This is a genomic window from Acidovorax sp. Leaf73 (genome assembly GCF_916855635.1).
Lineage (GTDB): Bacteria > Pseudomonadota > Gammaproteobacteria > Burkholderiales > Burkholderiaceae_C > Acidovorax > Acidovorax facilis.
The window spans coordinates 53,823-70,495 of the sequence record NZ_CAKASI010000010.1; the positions used below are offsets into that span (position 1 = coordinate 53,823).

The window sequence follows — 16,673 nt, forward strand, 5'->3', positions numbered from 1 at the left end:
CATCGCCGCGCGCAGACTCTGGAGAGAGTCTTCGCCAAGCCCCGACCCTTCACGGGCCGCGCATTGTTGCCACCCGCCCAGGAATTCGTTTGAACCAACGTGTCGTGCACCCCGCAGCGGTTCTGGTGCTGTCTTTTCTGGCCGTCATCGCTGCCGGCACGGTCTTGCTCATGCTGCCGCTCTCGCACGCCCAGGGGCAGAGCGCGCCATTTCTCACGGCATTGTTCACCGCCACCTCCGCCGTGTGCGTGACAGGACTGGTGGTGGTGGACACCGGCACCTATTGGAGCGGCACGGGCCAGGCCCTCATCATGGGCCTGTTTCAGCTGGGCGGCTTCGGCATGATGACGTCGGCCACGCTGATGGGGCTGCTCATCAGCGGGCAAATGCGCATACGCACCCGGCTGCTGCTGCAGGCAGAGACCCATTCGCTGGCGCTGGGGGACGTAAAGAGCGTTGCCAAGATCGTGCTCCAAGTGACGGTTGCCGTCGAGCTGCTGATGGCGCTGGCCCTGGGCCTGCGGTTCGCACTGGGCTATGGCATGCCCTGGGGAGAGGCTGCCTGGCAAGGCATGTTCCACTCCATATCGGCCTTCAACAATGCGGGATTTTCGACCTGGGCAGACAGCGTGGTGCGGTTCTCGTCCGATGTGCTGGTGCTGGCTCCGCTGATGCTGGCGATCATCATCGGAGGCCTGGGGTTTCCGGTGCTGCACGAGCTGCTGGCCGAACGCGGACGCAAACGCCCACTGTGGTCCATGCACACCGCCCTCACGGTGTGGGGCTCGCTGGCGTTGATCGCACTGGGCACGGTGGTGATCTTTCTGGCCGAGTTCGACAATCCGGGAACGCTGGGGCCCATGGGCTGGGCGCACAAGGGGCTGGTGGCACTGTTCACCTCGGTATCGGCACGCACGGCAGGGTTCAATGCAGTCGATATCGGAGCGCTGAGCACCGAATCACTGGCGCTGCACTACATCCTCATGTTCATCGGCGGGGGCAGCGCGGGCACCGCCGGGGGCGTCAAGGTGACCACGTTTTTTGTGTTGGTACTGGTGGTGTGGAACGAAATCCGTGGGCACCGCGACGTCGAGTTTCGCGGCCGTCGCATCGCCGATTCGGTGCAACGCCAGGCCATCACCATCTTGGTGCTCAGCGCGGCCGTGGTGGGACTGGCCATTTTGCTCATCTTGCCGCTCACGCCGCTACCGCTGGAAAAAGTGCTGTTCGAAGTGATTTCAGCGTTCGGCACCGTGGGGCTGTCTACGGGCATCACCGCCGACCTGGTGCCGGGGGCGCAGGCCATCATCATTGCGCTCATGTTCATTGGGCGCGTGGGCGTGGTCACCCTGGCCGTGGCCCTGGCCACCAACCAGATGCGCCGCAACTACCGTTACCCCGAGGAGAAACCCATTGTTGGATAAAGCCGTAAAGAACCTGTCGGGCAGCGTGGTGGTGATTGGCCTGGGCCGCTTTGGCACCGGGGTTGCAAAATCGCTGGTGGAGCTGGGCCACGACGTGCTAGCCATCGAGAGCGATGCCGAGACGGTGCAGTCGCTGGCGAGCGTGCTACCCCATGTGGTGCAGGCCGACGCCACCGACCTGGAAACCCTGCGCCAGCTGGCCGTGCCCGACTTTGCGCATGCGGTGGTGAGCATCGGCGGCAACCTGGAAGCGAGCGTGCTCACCATCCTGAACCTGAGCCAGCTGGGGCTCAAGGACATCTGGGCCAAGGCCATTGACCCCCAGCACGGCCGCATTGCCGAGCGGGTGGGTGCGCACCATGTCGTCTACCCTGAGGCGGACATGGGCGAACGCGTGGCGCACTTGGTCACCGGCAAAATGATCGACTTCATCGAGTTTGACGACGGCTTTGCCATTGCCAAAACCCGGGCGCCGATGGAGACACACAACAAGCCATTGTCGCAATCCGACGTGCGCAAACGCCATGGCATTACGGTGGTGGGCATCAAACGCCGCCACCTCGACTTCATCTACGCCAAGGCAGAAACCGAAATCAAACCGGGCGACCACCTCATCGTGGCAGGCCCCACGCGCATGGTGGAGCGCTTCGCAGCGTTGTACTGAGCGCCCAGCGCCGCGCCGCACGCGCCCTTCCCTGCCGCCAACGTGCCAGAGCACCTTGCGCGGCTGGTAGCGGGCGCGGGCCAAACCTCGTCAGTGCGTCTGCATCCATCGCATCGAAAGCGGCTGCGACTGTGACACTGGCCCGGGTATTGCTTGACCAGATGTATCTGAATGCAATCAGCACAAGGAACACCATGGCAGCCTTCCCCATCTCCACCCGCAACGGCATGGCCACTTCCTCAATGCCAGCTTCGACGTCCTTTTCGCCCCCCTCTTCGACGCTGTCTTTGGCGCCCAAGGCCGGGTCTTCAACCGGCCGTGACGGCGAGATGTCGCTGGTCAACCTGGCGGCACGCCAGCGCATGCTGTCGCAGCGCATGGTGTTGCAGACGGTGCTGGCCGCACGCGGCAGCGATCTGCACATGAAGGCGGCGCGCAGCTCATTGACGCTGTTCACCGACAGCCAAGCCAGGCTGGTAGACACTGCCGGTCACTTGGATGCCGCCAACGGCGACATCATCCGCAAGACCTACCACGGCCCCAACGGCGTTGGCGCCACGATTGATGCGTTTGCTCAGCAGGTGGGCACCACGCTGGACCTGGCAGAGCGCCACAGCCCGCGTGTGGAAGACGCGCTGGCGCGGCTGGTGGAGTCCACCGACAGCGCACTGGAGGCCTTGAATACCGCCACCACCGCGTTCGATCAAGTGGGCAAGGCCAAGTCCGAAACCCTCATGAAAGAACTGGCGGGCATCGTGGCGTCCATCCAGACCGTGGCCCGCGAGGCCAAGGTGGTCAGCTTCAATGCCCAGGTCATGGCCGCCCGCGCAGGCCAGCACGGACGGGAATTTGCGGTGGTGGCCAACGTACTGTCGGGTATCACCAACGAAATAGACGGCCTTTCGCTACAGGCAGTATCGCTGGCTGGACGCAGCCGTGGCGCAGCCTGAAAAGGGCGCAACAGGCACTTACAATTGACAGCCATTGGAAACGGTGGCCGATGGGCAGAGCGCCCACACTCAGCCCACCACCGGGCCGTAGCCCGGCTGTAGCGGGCCTGTACTCTTTCACGCCAGACACACAACACTTTCGGGAGATGCGTAAGCCATGAAGATCACCACCCTGTGCAAGAGCCTGGCGTTGGCCGGTTGCCTGCTGGCAAGTACCAGCATGGCCTGGAGCTACGAAATCAACGCAGGCAAGGTGCTGGACGGTGCGGGCAAGGCCATCCAGCTGCGCGGCGTCAACTGGTTTGGCTTTGAGACCAACAACCATGTGGTGCATGGCCTGTGGGCGCGCAACTGGACTGAAATGATCACGCAAATGCAGGCCCAGGGCTTCAACGCCGTGCGCCTGCCGTTCTGCCCCGCCACCCTGCACGGCTCGGCGCCGCCCAGCAGCATCGATTACGGCCGCAATGCCGACCTGCAGGGCCTCTCGGCCATCCAGGTGATGGACAAGGTGGTCACGGAACTGAGCAACCGTGGCATGTATGTGCTGCTGGACCATCACACCCCCGATTGCCAGACCATCAGTGAACTCTGGTACACCCAGAGCTACAGCGAACAGCAATGGATCAGTGATCTGACCTTTGTCGCCCAGCGCTACGCAGGCGTACCCGGCGTCATCGGCATCGATATCAAGAACGAACCCCACGGCGCCGCCACCTGGGGCACGGGCAACAACGCCACCGACTGGAACCGCGCCGCCGAGCGCGCAGCCGCTGCCATATTGCCGCTGGCTCCCCATTGGCTGATTGCCGTGGAAGGCATCGGCGAGAACCCCAGCTGCTCGGGCAGCAACGCGCACTTCTGGGGTGGAAACCTCGAACCTCTGGCCTGCACGCCCCTGAACATCCCCGCCAACCGCCTGCTGCTGGCGCCGCACACCTACGGGCCGGATGTCTACGTGCAGCCTTACTTCAATGCTTCGAACTTCCCAAGCAACATGCCGGCCATCTGGGACCAGCATTTTGGCCAGTTCGTGCAGGCCGGTTATGCCGTCATGCTGGGCGAGTTCGGCGGCAAATTTGGCCGGGGCGATGCGCGGGATGTGCAGTGGCAGAACGCGCTGGTGGACTACATGGTCGGCAAGGGCATGCGCAGCGGCTTCTACTGGTCGTGGAACCCCAACAGCGGCGACACCGGCGGCATTCTGGACGATGACTGGACCACCGTGCGCACCGACAAGGTCCAGTTGCTGCAGCGCCTCTGGGGCGATGGTTCGACGCCAACAACACCTACGACGCCAACCACCCCCACAACGCCGACAACGCCAACCCCACCGACGCCTACCGGTGGCTTCTCGGTGCAGGAGATGATGGACAGCGTCTGGAACGCAGGCTATTGCCAGCGGGTCCGCGTCACCAACCAGGGCACCGCCGCTGGCAACTGGGCGATCACCATCCCCGTGAGCGGCACCATCAACAATCTTTGGAATGCCACATGGACGCAGGCTGGCAGCAACCTGAACGCGTCCGGCGTGGAATGGAACAAGACCCTCGCCCCCGGGGCAGCGGCCGAATTCGGTTTCTGCGCCGCGCGCTAAGCAACTTTTTCCCCAATTGAACAAGGGCTCCTGCCATGCAGGGGCCCTTTTTTGTTCCGGGTTCCCGGCCTACCCGCCAGCAGTCTCGCGCACCTGCCTGAAACGCTCCGCCAGCTCCTTGCGCAAGGATTTGCGCAGCAGTGCCGCATCCCAGCGGCGGCGTTCGTCGGGCGTGGAAGGCGACAGCGGCGGCACCTGCACCGGCTTGCGCGCCTCGTCCACTGCCACCATCGTGAAGAAGCAGCTGTTCACATGCCGCACCACCTGCGAGCGGATGTCTTCGGCCACCACCTTGATACCAACCTCCATCGACGAGGAACCGGTGTAGTTCACGCTGGCCAGGAAGGTCACCAGCTCTCCCACATGGATGGGCTGCAGAAACATCACCTGGTCCACACTCAAGGTCACCACATAGCAGGCCGAATAGCGGCTTGCGCACGAATAGGCCACCTGGTCCAGCAGCTTGAGAATGGCCCCGCCGTGCACATTGCCCGAAAAATTGGCCATGTCGGGGGACATCAGCACCGTCATGCTGAGTTGGTGTGAAGGGATGTTCATGCCGCGATTTTAGGGCTCCCCCGTGTCGCAGGCGCAACGCTGCAGGCCGCTACACTCGCGCCACACAAGCCAGATCACGGCCCATCAAAAAAGCCAAGCAGGCAGGGAGGCCAGAGGGGAAACCATGCTCGAAATCGACAAGCTCAATGAATTCACCGAAAGCCATGGCGCGCTGCGCACCGGGCGCGGGCTGGTGTCGGGCGTGATTGCACTCACGCTGGCCATCCTGTGTTTTCTGGGCGTGCTGGCCTTCCACTTCCCCGAGTACCTGACGACACCACAGCTGCGCAAGAGCTACGACGTGACGGTGATTCGCACCATCATGCTGACCGCCATGGCCATCGCGGGGGGCATCTCCCTCGTCAACATCCTCTTCAACCGTTCGCGCTGGCTGGCCACGTTTGCCTTTGCCATGGTGGCGCTGGCGGCGTTACTGGGCGGCCACAAGGTGGAGGTGGACCCGAACTTCCCTGACAACACACCGTACATCGGCCTGGACTGGTTCATCCTCGACCTGCTGGGCAGCTCACTGATCTTCATATTCATCGAGAAACTCTTTGCACTGCGCAAGGACCAGCCCATCTTCCGCGCCGAGTGGCAAACCGACTTCCACCACTTCATCGTGAACCACATGGTGGTGGGCTTTGTGCTCCTGGCCACCAACCTCATCGTGCACAAGTTTTTTGGCTGGGCGGCCAACGACGGTATTCGCGGCTGGGTACAGGGCCTGAACTTCTGGGTGGCGCTGTTCCTCATCGTGCTGGTGGCCGACCTGGTGCAGTACTGGACGCACCGTGCCTACCACGAGGTGCCGCTGCTGTGGCGCCTGCATGCGGTGCACCACAGCGTGAAAAGCATGGACTGGATGGCCGGCTCGCGCCAGCACATCCTGGAGCTGCTCATCACCCGCACACTGGTGCTGGCGCCCATCTACGTTCTGGGTTTCAGCAAGGAAGTGATCGACGCCTACATCGTCATCGTGGGCTTCCAGGCCGTTTTCAACCACGCCAACGTGAGCGTGCGCCTGGGCCCGCTGCGCTACGTGCTCGTCACGCCCAACTTCCACCACTGGCACCACAGCCAGGACCAGGAGGCGCTGGACAAGAACTACGCTGCGCACTTTGCGTTTCTGGACTACCTGTTTGGCACCGCCGTCAAAAGCACCAAGCTCTGGCCAGAACACTACGGCGTGCTGGGCGACTACGTGCCCAACGGGTTTGTGAAGCAGTTCAAGTTTCCGTTCACATGGAAGGGCTGAGAGGCTGATTCACCTCCCACACCGAGGAGGGCTACAGCTTGCCGAGTTCGGCTTCGAGCGCTTTGAGCTGGTTGCGCAGCTCCTCGGTTCGGGCCTCACACGCGGCTTTGTCCTTGCCCGCTGCAGCCGCGCGTTCCTGCGCGAACTGGGAGCCTTGTGCCAGGGTGCTGCGCCGCAGCGGGCCTGCATGCGCCACTGCGGCATCCGGTGCCGTTGCCGCGCATTCCTGCTGGTTGCGTTCGAGGGCCGCGCGCGCCTGCGGCACGCCCTGGTTCTGCAGATAGTGTTTGCGCTGCCAGGTGGGGCCGAAGGCGCCCTCCTTCGCGGTGGAGGGGCCGGGTGGAACAGGGGTGGCGCCCTGCATGGCTGGCTTCACCTCGATCTTCTCGCCCTGGCCCAGGCAAGGGCCATCCTGGAACGACACCTTGCCATCGGCATCCGTGCATTTGTTGACGGCCCAGGCCGGGGCGGAGCACACGAGCGGCATTGCGACACACAACAGATAGCACAACACGGTCTTGTTCATGATGGGCCTTTCAGGCAGACACGTTGGTGGCCCACTTGGGGGCCACGCAGCGCGCCGGGGAAGTCAGTTAGCCAGTACGAGCTTGAGCACGCTGTTCTCGCTGCCGACATACAGGCTGCGCCGATCCGGTCCGGGGACAAGAAACTTTACAACATTCAAATCTCCGGGCAACAGCCCGGGCAGGACACCGCCCGGGGTCACACCGCCCTGCCCAGCCAGCACTTCCATGCCCTTGGCCTGCGTCCATCGGTACACGTTGCAGTGGCTGGAGATAAAAACCTCTCCCGGCCGATCCGCCAGCACGCACAGGTGGGTGTAGGGTTCCCCGGTCGAGGTCAGGACTGGAAGCGCGTTAGCTACCGCTGGCAGCGCATAGGCTTGCCGGCCCAGCGGGTCGATACGCACCAACTCGGGGTGGAACCGCACGAATTTCCCGGCGTCGTCGAGCACGACGCGGTTGCACAGGATCCACGACACCGGCGTGGGGCCGCCTTCAAACGCCATGTCCGTGATGTCAAAGTACCAGGGGCGCTGGGCCAGCGGGGGATAGGTCAGCGGGGTGTACAGGGCCTGCGGGTCGCCTGCGACGACCCTCACCTGGCCCGCCTCATCGACAGTGCCCACCAGCGAGCTCCCGGACCCGGGAGGAAAGCCGATCGTCTGCAGCGGCCGGTAGCGCTTGGTAAACCACAACAATCCCGTCGGGTCCGTTCGCAACACCTCCACACCCAGGGAGCCGAAGCCGTTGCTGGCGAACAGGTCGGACGACGCCCAGGTCTTCCACGCGGACAGGCCGTCCTTGGGGGTACGCACCAACGACTTGTTGGCCGCATCGAACGACACCACATGCCCGTAGGCCAGCGCCAGCAATCGGCCACCGGGCGCAGTGGGCCAGGTAGCAACCTGGCCAGCAGAGCTGACGGTGCGGATCGCCGCGCCCGGCACGGTGCGCTCGTACTCCAGCAGGATCAACCCGCCCGCGCCGTCTGCCACGGCATCGGTGCGCTGCAAAAAGCTGAACCGCGCCTGCTCGGGCTGTCCGTCCACCGCGCCGCGGTGCGCCGCAAGCCCCAGCCACGGGTAGACCACGGTGCTGGGCATTTCCAGCCTGCACTGGACAATCTCCACACCGTCCTCACCCAAGCCCCCGTCTTGCGGGAAATAGGCCACGTACAGCAGGGTGCCGCTGGCGCTGCCGATGGTGCGGTCGACTGCAGCGGATGCCAGCGGCCCGGGCAGATTCCAGCCGGTGGCAAGCCAACGCCCGGCCAGGTCAATCTGCGCCAGAGCCTTGCCCGAGTTCGCCACGGCCCAGTACACCTCGGCCGTGCCGGGGACTTTCACGAGTGGCGTGGCGCGGTCGAAGGGCCATTGGTTGGCAACCGGTTGCCATGTGTAAGCCCCTCCGCTGTTGACCAGATCCGCCCACTCGGTGAGCACTGCTGGGTACAGCGCGCTGCTGAAGCGCCGGACCCCTCCAGTAGGGGACTCTAGAAGAACGGTGCCGTAGGGAACCTCCAGCAGCGTGGTCACCACACCATCTGTGCTGAGGCTCCTCAGAAAAGCCTTGGAGGTGTCGTTGACCAGGTCGACGAAATACACCAGCCCATCCCCAGCCAGCAGTGGATGCATGAAGTGGTTGATGGAGGCCGCGGCGCCACGGCCATCCTTCAGCGATGCGCTCGACGCACCGCCCGCAAGCACGACCGGCGCGCCAGCCTGCATGTAGGCAACCTGTCGCCCCAGGTCGCTTGGCACCGTCAAGGTGACGAGGTAACGGTCCAGCGCATCAAAAACGTGGCCAGAAACAGACTCGGATGCCAGCGGAGTGAACGAGGAAGCGCCGGTCTTGGGTTTGCGCCCGAGGCGGAAATCACTGTAGTACGAGCCCACGAATTGAAGGTCGCCCTGGCGATTGAATGCCAGACCCGTCACACCCATCGGAAGGCGCTTCATTTCGCCTTGCCATACCGCAAAGCCCGAGCCCCCCTGCACACCAGCCACCTGGTACAGACCTGCGGCCAAGGGTGGTTCTGCACCGCCTCCGCTGTCATCGCCCCCGCCGCCACCGCCACAACCGGCGATCCCGGTCGTGGCTGCGGCCAGGCCCCATACCCCAAAAGCTCGGCGCGTCAGTGCAGGCTCGCTGCCTACCAGATCCATAGTCATTTCGTACCCCCAGCATTGAGAAGAATCGACCATTATTAGGGCACCGAGATGGCCAAACGGTTTTCTGCGCCTGCCAGACGCCCAGCAAAGTTCAACCGAATGCAACAAGGCAGCGGCTCCTGAGCGTGCTGCGCGCGGATGTGCAGGTCGGCTATCCGCGCAGGGCCGCCAGCGGCGGCGCGGGCACAATCGAGCCCTTTCCCTGTTTCCGCCCCACCCGACCTCCGTGCCGACAATGCCCTACTTTGACGCCATCATCATCGGCGCCGGCGCCGCCGGCCTGTTCTGCGCCGCCCAGGCGGGCCAGCGGGGCCTCAAGGTGCTGCTGATCGACCATGCCGAAAAGGTGGCCGAAAAGATCCGCATCTCGGGCGGCGGACGCTGCAACTTCACCAACCGCGACCTGGACCCCGCCGCGCCCCACAAACACTTTGTGGGGCAAAACCCGCAGTTCTGCCGCTCGGCGCTGTCACGCTATACGCCCGCCGACTTCATTGCGCTGGTGCAAAAGCACGGCATTGCCTTCCACGAAAAACACAAGGGACAGCTGTTTGCCGACCGCTCGGCCGAGGACATCATTGCCATGCTGCTGGCCGAGTGCGCAGCGGGCCAGGTGACGCACTGGCAACCTTGTGCGGTCAAAAATATAAAGTTTTTGGCCCCTGGCGCTTATCCATCAAGCGCTACCAGCTATCAAATTGATACTGACCGTGGCCCGGTGCAGGCGCGCTCGCTGGTCATTGCCACGGGCGGGTTGTCCATTCCCAAGATCGGCGCCACCGACTTTGGCTACCGGCTGGCGCAGCAGTTCGACATCCCGCTTGTCGAGCGCCGCCCAGGCCTGGTGCCGCTGACTTTTGATGGCACGGGCTGGGCGCCGTATGCACAGCTGGCCGGCTTGGCGCTTCCGGTGCAAATCAGCACCGGGGCCAAGAAAACCCGTATGGCCTTCGACGAAGACCTGCTGTTCACCCACCGGGGCCTTTCGGGCCCGGCCGTGCTGCAGATCTCCAGCTACTGGCAGGAAGGCACGCCGCTGGCCATCAACCTCGCGCCCACGGTGGACCTGCCCGCCGCGCTGGCGCAGGGCAAGGCCCGCTCCCGCAAGCTGATCGCCAACGAACTGGCCACCCTGGTCCCCAGCCGCCTGGCCGACGCCTGGGCGCAGCGCGAGGCCGACTGGCAGCGCCCCATCAACGAGGCCAGCGACAAGGCCCTGGCACGGCTGGCCGAGCAGCTGGCGCGCTGGGAGCTGACGCCCACGGGCACCGAGGGCTACAAGAAGGCCGAGGTCACGCTGGGCGGCGTGGACACCAAGGCGCTGTCGCAGCAGACCATGGAGTGCAAGACGCAGCCCGGCTTGTACTTCATTGGCGAAGTGGTGGACGTGACGGGCTGGCTGGGGGGCTACAACTTCCAGTGGGCCTGGGCCAGCGCTGCGGCGTGCGCGCAGGCGCTGCCGCCAGCGGGCCACTGAAGCACTCCGTTCGCAATCGGGAGGGGCAGCGCACCTAAACTCCAGGCAACAACACATCGCTTTACCGGTGATACGGCGGGAGCCACGGCATGGATGGATTCGAACGCGCAGAAAAGTACCAAGCGGCCGCAACGGCCGTGGGCGCACTAATTGCCCTCGTCCCTGCAGCAAGCATTGGCGGAAACATCTTCATCGCGATCCTCGCAGCGCTGGGCGTGGGCTCACTGGCCGGGGGCGCGGTGATGGTGTGGTGGCTGCGCACTGATGAGGGCGATGCCTACCTGCGAGCCGACTCGCGCATCTCGGGCCGCTCGACCTCACGCACCTCGCTGTGGCTGAGCAATATGGCCCCGGGCGCCATCCTGGTCGGACTGGCCGTAGCGCTGCACATCCGAATTGCCTGATGGGTGAGGACGGGCGCTGAGGGCCGGGTCACCCCCACAGCGGTGCAGGCTGCGTACTGCCAAAACCCAGCCCCCGTACCGACGCGCCCTGGAGCACGCCGTGCTCCAGGGCCCAGGCGTGTAACGCCTCGGGCGGCAGCGGGCGGCTGAAGTGGTAGCCCTGCAGCTCTTCGCAGTCCAGCGCGCTCAGCACCTGGGCCGTGGCCAGGTCTTCCACCCCCTCGGCCACAATCTTGAGGCCCAGCGTGTGGCCCAGCGCGATGATGGCGCGCGTGATTGCCATGTCGGCGGGGTTGCTCAGCATGTCGTGCACGAAGGACTTGTCCACCTTGAGCCGGTCGATGTCAAAGCGCTTGAGGTAGGCCAGGCTGGAATACCCGGTGCCAAAGTCGTCGATGGACAGCTGCACGCCCAGCGATTTGAGCGCGGCCAGTTGCTGCTCGGCCGCGTGGGCATTGTCCATGAGCTGTGACTCGGTGATCTCCAGCTCCAGCCGGTGGGCCGGCATGCCGGTGCGCGCCAGCAGTGCCTCGATGTCGCTGACCAGCAGCGGGTCAGCCAGCTGCGCGGCCGAGAGGTTGACCGAGATGGAGACATGCGCCAGCGGATGGACCAGCCCGCGTGCGGAGGGGCCCGACAGCGGCACCTGCCATCGCACCCATTGCTCGCAAGCCTGCTGCAGCACCCAGCCGCCGATCGCGCGGATCATGCCGGTCTCCTCGGCAATGGGGATGAATTCGCTGGGCGGGATGTGGCCCAGGGTGGCGTTGTTCCACCGCAGCAGTGCCTCCACGCCCAGCAGGCCGCCGCCCTTGGCGGACAGGCGCGGCTGGTAGTGCAGACTCAGCTCCTGGCGCTCCAGCGCGCGGCGCAGTTGCTGCTCCATCGTCTGGCGGGCCAGCGCGCGCTGGTCGGTCTCGGCCGAATAGAACAGCGCCATGTCGCGGCCCGTGGTCTTGGCCTCGTACATGGCGGCGTCGGCACGGCGCATGAGCTCGTCGATGTCGCTGCCGTCCTCGGGGTAGACGGCGATGCCCACACTGCACGACACGTTCAACTCGTGCCCTTCCACCGGGTGGCTCTGGCGGATGAGCGGAATCAGGCGCCGCTCCACCAGCTGCTGGACATCCTCGCGCCCGGCCACGTCGCGCATCACCACGACGAACTCGTCGCCGCCCAGGCGGCTGACCGTGTCGCGGCTGCGCACGGCCTGCGTGAGGCGCCCGGCCACCGAGCGCAGCAGGCCATCGCCGATGTGATGACCCAGCGTGTCGTTGATGGCCTTGAAGCGGTCCAGGTCGATGAACAGCACAGCCACCTTCTCGCCCGTGATCGGCGCCTGCGCCAGCGCCATCTGCAGACGCTGCACGCACAGCGAACGGTTGGGCAACTCGGTGAGCACGTCGTGGTGCGCCAGGAATTGAATGCGCTCTTCGCTGCGCTTGCGGTCGGTGATGTCGATGGCGATGCCGATGTGGTTGGCCAACGTACCACCCTTGGTCTCGCGCACGGCCGACACCATGAGCCAGGCCGGATAGGTCTCGCCCGAGCGGCGGCGAAACCGCACCTCGCCCTGCCACGACTCCTTGTCGAGCATGGTGCGGTGGATCTGCGCCGACAGCGGCTCGGCACCCGACTCTTCCAGCAGAAAGCCCAGGTCCTCGCCGATGACCTCGTAAAAGTCGTAGTGCGTGCTGCGGCAGAACGCCTTGTTGACGCTGATGATCTGCTGATCGGCGTTCATGATGATGATGCCCTCGGACGAGGCCTCGAACACCTTGGCCCACAGCTCCAGCCGCTGCTCCATCACTTTGAGCACATTGATGGGCGTGAACGCGGTGAGCACCGAATCGCGCCCCTGGAACTGCAGGCGCCGCGCCGACAGCACGGCCCAGGAAGGCTCGGCGGTGCCCTTCCAGCGCACCTCGAACTCATCGACCGAGCCCTGGTCCGCCAGGCGCTGGAAGAAGCGCGCCCGCACGCCGGGCTCCAGACCCACGGCCCACGGGTCGGTCTTGCGGTCACCCAGCCAATGGGCAGCCGGGGCGTTGGAGTGCAGCACTTCGTGCTCGGGCACCGAGGTGACCACCATGGGGATGGGGAAGGCCTCGACCAGCTCGCGCTGGGCCTCGGCCGCGCGCGCGCTGGCGGCCAGCTCCTGCTGTAGCACGCGGTCGCGGTCAAGCTGGGACAGCATTTCATTGAAAGCCGTGACGAGACGCCCGATCTCGTCACGGCTGACCCAGTGCGCGCGCAGTGTGTGGTCGCCGCTCTTGCGCACCTCGTCGGCCACCCGCGCCAGTTGCTGCAGCGGCTTGGCGATCTGCCGCGCCACCAGCGTCACGAGGGAGAGGATGCAGCCCAGCAGCACCAGCGCGGTGCCCAAATGCAGCCACATGCGAGCGAAGAGCCCATCCACACGGCGGTTGAGCAGCCGCTCCAGGTCCACGATACCCACCGTCCAGGCATCGCGCAGCGCGCCCAGCACCTGCATCTGCTGTGTGCCCACCTGCGCCATGGTCAGGCGCGACTCCCCCGCCGCCACACCCTGCAACAACGCCTGGAAGCCCTCCAGGGATTGGTGGAGCGCCTCGCGCGGACCCTGCAAGGCGGCCCGCATTTCGGGCGAGCCTGCGATGAATGCCTGGTTGTAGTCCGCCTCAATGCCCTGCATCACAGCATCCAGCCGCCCCACCAGCGTGAGCAGCTCAAAGGACCACTGCGGACCGCGCCCGGTCTGCGCCGCGTTCAAGAACACCACCGTGTCGTGCACCGCCTGCAGCAGCTCTGGAAACCGCAGCACCACCAGCGACATGCCGTAGTAGCTGTCGAGATCAGGGTCCAGAATCAGGTTGGACTGGTTGCCTACCGTGGTCAGCAGCTCGCGGCCCTCGCGCAGCAGCTGGCTGCGCATCCCGGTCAGCACCTGCGCATCCGTTGCAGACGGCGGCCTGGCGGCCAGTTGCCCGAGCACCATGCTGAAGCGTTCGCCCACTTCCTGTGTGCGCAACTGCTCGTCATACGCCTTGCGCACGCCCGTCAGCCGTGCAATCACATCGCCCGCCAGCGGCGGCTGCTGAGATGCATCCAGAAACTGCCCCATGAGCCCGTCGCGCAGCACCGCCGCATACGTGGTGCCCACGATCTCCTTGCGTGTGAAATCGATGGCCACGTACTTTTCGTGGATCAGGATGCTGGACACATAGATCACCGCCGACAGGTCCAGCAGGTAGATGAGCATGAGCTTGCGCCCCACACTGAGGCGGCCCAGCCAGCCCGAAACGCGGTGCATGAATGCCATGGTGTCTGTGGCGGCAGGCCCACCCGGGCGGATGACCTGGGCAACCCACCGATGGTGGTAAGTGATTGTTACAACGTGAAGCAATTTCCACGCCATTGCGCGGCCCGAGGATGGACGAAGGCAATGCCTCCGGTGAGAACGACCTCAGTCCTTGTTCGGGCGCGGCCCACAGCAGTGCCACATGGCCCATGCCCAGGCAGGCCACCAGTGGCGGCGTCCCGCAGCGAGGGACGGGACGCAGGGAGCTGCACAGGGGTACTTCCCATCCGCGCCACAAAGGCTATAATCTCCGGCTTTGCTGGCAATGCCCCGTCGGCCAAATACTAGTTACAGACGGGGAAACCGCTTTGTACGGACTTGAGGCCCGATCTCCCCAAGCCCCTCTGCAGGCACCATTTGGAAAACCATTAGCTAATGACTACGATCCGCGTAAAAGAAAACGAACCCTTTGACGTTGCACTGCGCCGCTTCAAGCGCACCATTGAAAAGCTCGGCCTGCTGACCGACCTGCGCGCACGTGAGTTCTACGAAAAGCCCACCGCAGAGCGCAAGCGCAAGAAGGCAGCTGCCGTGAAGCGCCACTACAAGCGCGTTCGCAGCATGCAACTGCCCAAGAAGATGTACTGATCCATCTTCGGCCCCGAGCCTTTTGCTTGGGTCCCAGAACCCGCGCTAGGGACGCCAAGCGCGGGTTTTTGTTTTTCGGGTTTGCCAAAAGGCTTTCTGGCGTCGTTGCAACGCCTTGCCGTAGCAGCACTACTGTCTGCGGCGTTGACGCCTAGCCAGAAAGCCTTTTGGCAAACCCCTTTTCTTGTCTAAAACCAACCAAGGAAGCCGCCATGAGCCTCAAGGACCAGATCACCGAAGACATGAAAACCGCCATGCGCGCCAAGGACAGTGAGCGCCTGGGCACCATCCGCCTGCTGCAGGCTGCGATGAAGCAAAAGGAAGTGGATGAGCGCATCGAGCTGGACGACGTGGCCGTGGTCGCCATCGTGGACAAGCTCATCAAGCAGCGCAAGGATTCCATCACCGCTTTTGAAGGCGCTGGCCGCCAGGACCTGGCCGACAAGGAAAAGGCCGAGATGGCCGTGCTGCAGGCCTACCTGCCCGAGCGCATGTCGGCCGAAGAAACGCTGGCTGCCGTGAAGGCCATCGTGGCTGAGGTGGGCGCATCGGGCCCTGGCGACATGGGCAAGGTCATGGGCGTGGTCAAGACCCGCCTGGCGGGCAAGGCCGATATGGGCCAGGTGTCGGCTGCTGTGAAGGCTGCGCTGGCAGGCTGATCGCCCCCTCACCACCACCCAGTCAGTATTTTTTTGATAGCTGCTACCGCTTGTCAGACAGGCGGTAGCAGCTATTTTTGCTTCAAACCGGGGTGCTTCCCCCCGCGTCGGCATCCCGCGCCATCCACCCGGAGCGGAAATGCTCCTGCAGAAACTCCACACACACGCGCACCTTGGCCGACCGCTCCAGCCGCGTCGGGAACACGGCCCACACATTGGCCTCCTGCTGCCACTGCGGCAGCACCTGCACCAGGCGCCCTGCCTGCAGGTGCGTACCCACATCCCACAGCGAGCGCAGCACGATGCCGCGGCCATGGACCGCCCACTGCACGGCCATCTCGCCGTTGTTGGCCGACAGCGGGCCGCGCACCTTGACCGACTCTTCCTGCGCGCCGCTGCGCAGGCGCCACACGCCAAACGGGTGGTCGCGCTCCTTGATCACCAGGCAGTCATGCGCAGCCAAGTCCGCCACCGTGCGCGGAGCGCCCTTGTGCTGCAGGTAGGCGGCCGCTGCGCAGAGCACGCGATGGTTGTCGGCAAGGCGGCGCGCGATGAGGTGTGGCGCAATCTCATCGCCCACGCGCACATCCAGGTCAAAACCCTCGCCCGCCACATCCACCAGCCGGTCAAATACCTCCAGCCGCACCTGCAGCCCCGGGTGCTGCTCCACCAGACGCGACAGCGCAGGCGCCACGATCTGCCGCCCAAAGCCGAAGCTGCTGCTCACGCGGAGCAGCCCGCGCGGCTCGCTGCGTGTGATGGCCACCTCCTGCATGAGTTGATCCATGTCGTCCAGGATGCGCTGCGCCCAGTGGAAAACGCGCTCGCCTTCCTCCGTCACCGCCACCCGGCGGGTGGTGCGATGCAGCAGCTTGACCTGCAGGTCCTGCTCCAGCAGGCGGATGCGCTTGCTCACGTAGGCGGGCGACGTGCCGAGCTCGGCAGCAGCCGCGCCAAAGTTGGACTTGCGCACCACCGCCGTGAAAACGCGCAAATCGTCGGCAGCTGGGTTTTTATGCACGATGTGTGAATGATGGAGCCACAGTTGGCGGATTGTAG

The 16,673-nt window shown here is 64.7% G+C and carries 14 protein-coding genes; 9 read left to right on the top strand and 5 right to left on the bottom strand.

Annotated elements, in window-relative coordinates; genetic code table 11:
* Positions 1-89: 89 nt before the first annotated feature.
* The 4 genes from LPA35_RS25735 (at position 90) to LPA35_RS25750 (ending at position 4,635) form a co-directional block, all read left to right on the top strand.
* Positions 90-1,424 (top strand): TrkH family potassium uptake protein, encoded by a 1,335-nt coding sequence (locus LPA35_RS25735; RefSeq protein WP_228900150.1) that lies wholly within the window; start codon positions 90-92, stop codon positions 1,422-1,424.
* Positions 1,414-2,088, top strand: a complete 675-nt coding sequence (locus LPA35_RS25740; RefSeq protein WP_121507116.1) for a TrkA family potassium uptake protein — start codon at positions 1,414-1,416, stop codon at positions 2,086-2,088. The genes LPA35_RS25735 and LPA35_RS25740 overlap by 11 nt, the downstream gene beginning before the upstream one ends.
* 194 nt (positions 2,089-2,282) lie before the next feature.
* Positions 2,283-3,038 carry a methyl-accepting chemotaxis protein gene (locus LPA35_RS25745; RefSeq protein WP_228900152.1) on the top strand — a complete coding sequence of 252 codons (756 nt, stop codon included), beginning with the start codon at positions 2,283-2,285 and terminating at the stop codon, positions 3,036-3,038.
* A gap of 157 nt (positions 3,039-3,195) precedes the next feature.
* Positions 3,196-4,635, top strand: coding sequence for a cellulase family glycosylhydrolase (locus tag LPA35_RS25750; RefSeq protein WP_228900154.1), 1,440 nt, complete (start codon positions 3,196-3,198; stop codon positions 4,633-4,635).
* 69 nt (positions 4,636-4,704) lie between these two features.
* Here LPA35_RS25750 and LPA35_RS25755 read toward each other — a convergent pair whose 3' ends face one another.
* Positions 4,705-5,193: an acyl-CoA thioesterase gene (locus LPA35_RS25755; RefSeq protein ID WP_010459986.1), complete on the bottom strand. Its 489-nt coding sequence runs from the start codon at positions 5,191-5,193 to the stop codon at positions 4,705-4,707.
* A 124-nt stretch (positions 5,194-5,317) separates the two neighbouring features.
* Here LPA35_RS25755 and LPA35_RS25760 point away from each other — a divergent pair, with 124 nt between their 5' ends.
* Positions 5,318-6,451: a sterol desaturase family protein gene (locus tag LPA35_RS25760; protein WP_121507118.1), complete on the top strand. Its 1,134-nt coding sequence runs from the start codon at positions 5,318-5,320 to the stop codon at positions 6,449-6,451.
* 31 nt (positions 6,452-6,482) lie between these two features.
* On the opposite strand, the gene LPA35_RS25765 is transcribed toward LPA35_RS25760, so the two are convergent.
* Positions 6,483-6,977, bottom strand: coding sequence for a DUF4124 domain-containing protein (locus LPA35_RS25765; RefSeq protein WP_228900156.1), 495 nt, complete (start codon positions 6,975-6,977; stop codon positions 6,483-6,485).
* A 63-nt stretch (positions 6,978-7,040) separates the two neighbouring features.
* Positions 7,041-9,146: a hypothetical protein gene (locus LPA35_RS25770; RefSeq protein WP_228900158.1), complete on the bottom strand. Its 2,106-nt coding sequence runs from the start codon at positions 9,144-9,146 to the stop codon at positions 7,041-7,043.
* Between the two features lie 235 nt (positions 9,147-9,381).
* Here LPA35_RS25770 and LPA35_RS25775 point away from each other — a divergent pair, with 235 nt between their 5' ends.
* Both LPA35_RS25775 and LPA35_RS25780 read left to right on the top strand, forming a co-directional pair.
* Positions 9,382-10,623, top strand: coding sequence for an NAD(P)/FAD-dependent oxidoreductase (locus tag LPA35_RS25775; protein WP_228900227.1), 1,242 nt, complete (start codon positions 9,382-9,384; stop codon positions 10,621-10,623).
* 89 nt (positions 10,624-10,712) lie between these two features.
* Complete coding sequence (locus LPA35_RS25780; RefSeq protein WP_228900160.1) at positions 10,713-11,027, top strand: hypothetical protein; 315 nt, start codon at positions 10,713-10,715, stop codon at positions 11,025-11,027.
* A gap of 28 nt (positions 11,028-11,055) precedes the next feature.
* Here LPA35_RS25780 and LPA35_RS25785 read toward each other — a convergent pair whose 3' ends face one another.
* Complete coding sequence (locus LPA35_RS25785) at positions 11,056-14,328, bottom strand: EAL domain-containing protein (RefSeq protein WP_082437538.1); 3,273 nt, start codon at positions 14,326-14,328, stop codon at positions 11,056-11,058.
* 414 nt (positions 14,329-14,742) lie between these two features.
* Between LPA35_RS25785 and rpsU the strand changes: the two genes are divergently transcribed.
* Positions 14,743-14,955, top strand: a complete 213-nt coding sequence (gene rpsU / locus LPA35_RS25790; protein ID WP_005799779.1) for a 30S ribosomal protein S21 — start codon at positions 14,743-14,745, stop codon at positions 14,953-14,955.
* Positions 14,956-15,167: 212 nt separating this feature from the next.
* Complete coding sequence (locus LPA35_RS25795) at positions 15,168-15,614, top strand: GatB/YqeY domain-containing protein (protein WP_228900162.1); 447 nt, start codon at positions 15,168-15,170, stop codon at positions 15,612-15,614.
* A gap of 82 nt (positions 15,615-15,696) precedes the next feature.
* Here LPA35_RS25795 and LPA35_RS25800 read toward each other — a convergent pair whose 3' ends face one another.
* A complete protein-coding gene (locus LPA35_RS25800; protein ID WP_228900163.1) occupies positions 15,697-16,635 on the bottom strand; it encodes a LysR substrate-binding domain-containing protein in 939 nt (312 codons plus the stop codon).
* Positions 16,636-16,673: the final 38 nt, after the last annotated feature.

Bases quoted from the DNA above. Each gene is read 5' to 3' on its own strand.
- LPA35_RS25775 (WP_228900227.1), top strand. From the start codon at position 9,382: ATGCCCTACTTTGACGCCATCATCATCGGCGCCGGCGCCGCCGGCCTG.
- LPA35_RS25760 (WP_121507118.1), top strand. From the start codon at position 5,318: ATGCTCGAAATCGACAAGCTCAATGAATTCACCGAAAGCCATGGCGCG.
- rpsU (WP_005799779.1), top strand. From the start codon at position 14,743: ATGACTACGATCCGCGTAAAAGAAAACGAACCCTTTGACGTTGCACTG.
- LPA35_RS25780 (WP_228900160.1), top strand. From the start codon at position 10,713: ATGGATGGATTCGAACGCGCAGAAAAGTACCAAGCGGCCGCAACGGCC.
- LPA35_RS25755 (WP_010459986.1), bottom strand. From the start codon at position 5,193: ATGAACATCCCTTCACACCAACTCAGCATGACGGTGCTGATGTCCCCC.
- LPA35_RS25770 (WP_228900158.1), bottom strand. From the start codon at position 9,146: ATGACTATGGATCTGGTAGGCAGCGAGCCTGCACTGACGCGCCGAGCT.
- LPA35_RS25750 (WP_228900154.1), top strand. From the start codon at position 3,196: ATGAAGATCACCACCCTGTGCAAGAGCCTGGCGTTGGCCGGTTGCCTG.
- LPA35_RS25785 (WP_082437538.1), bottom strand. From the start codon at position 14,328: ATGGCATTCATGCACCGCGTTTCGGGCTGGCTGGGCCGCCTCAGTGTG.
- LPA35_RS25765 (WP_228900156.1), bottom strand. From the start codon at position 6,977: ATGAACAAGACCGTGTTGTGCTATCTGTTGTGTGTCGCAATGCCGCTC.
- LPA35_RS25795 (WP_228900162.1), top strand. From the start codon at position 15,168: ATGAGCCTCAAGGACCAGATCACCGAAGACATGAAAACCGCCATGCGC.
- LPA35_RS25745 (WP_228900152.1), top strand. From the start codon at position 2,283: ATGGCAGCCTTCCCCATCTCCACCCGCAACGGCATGGCCACTTCCTCA.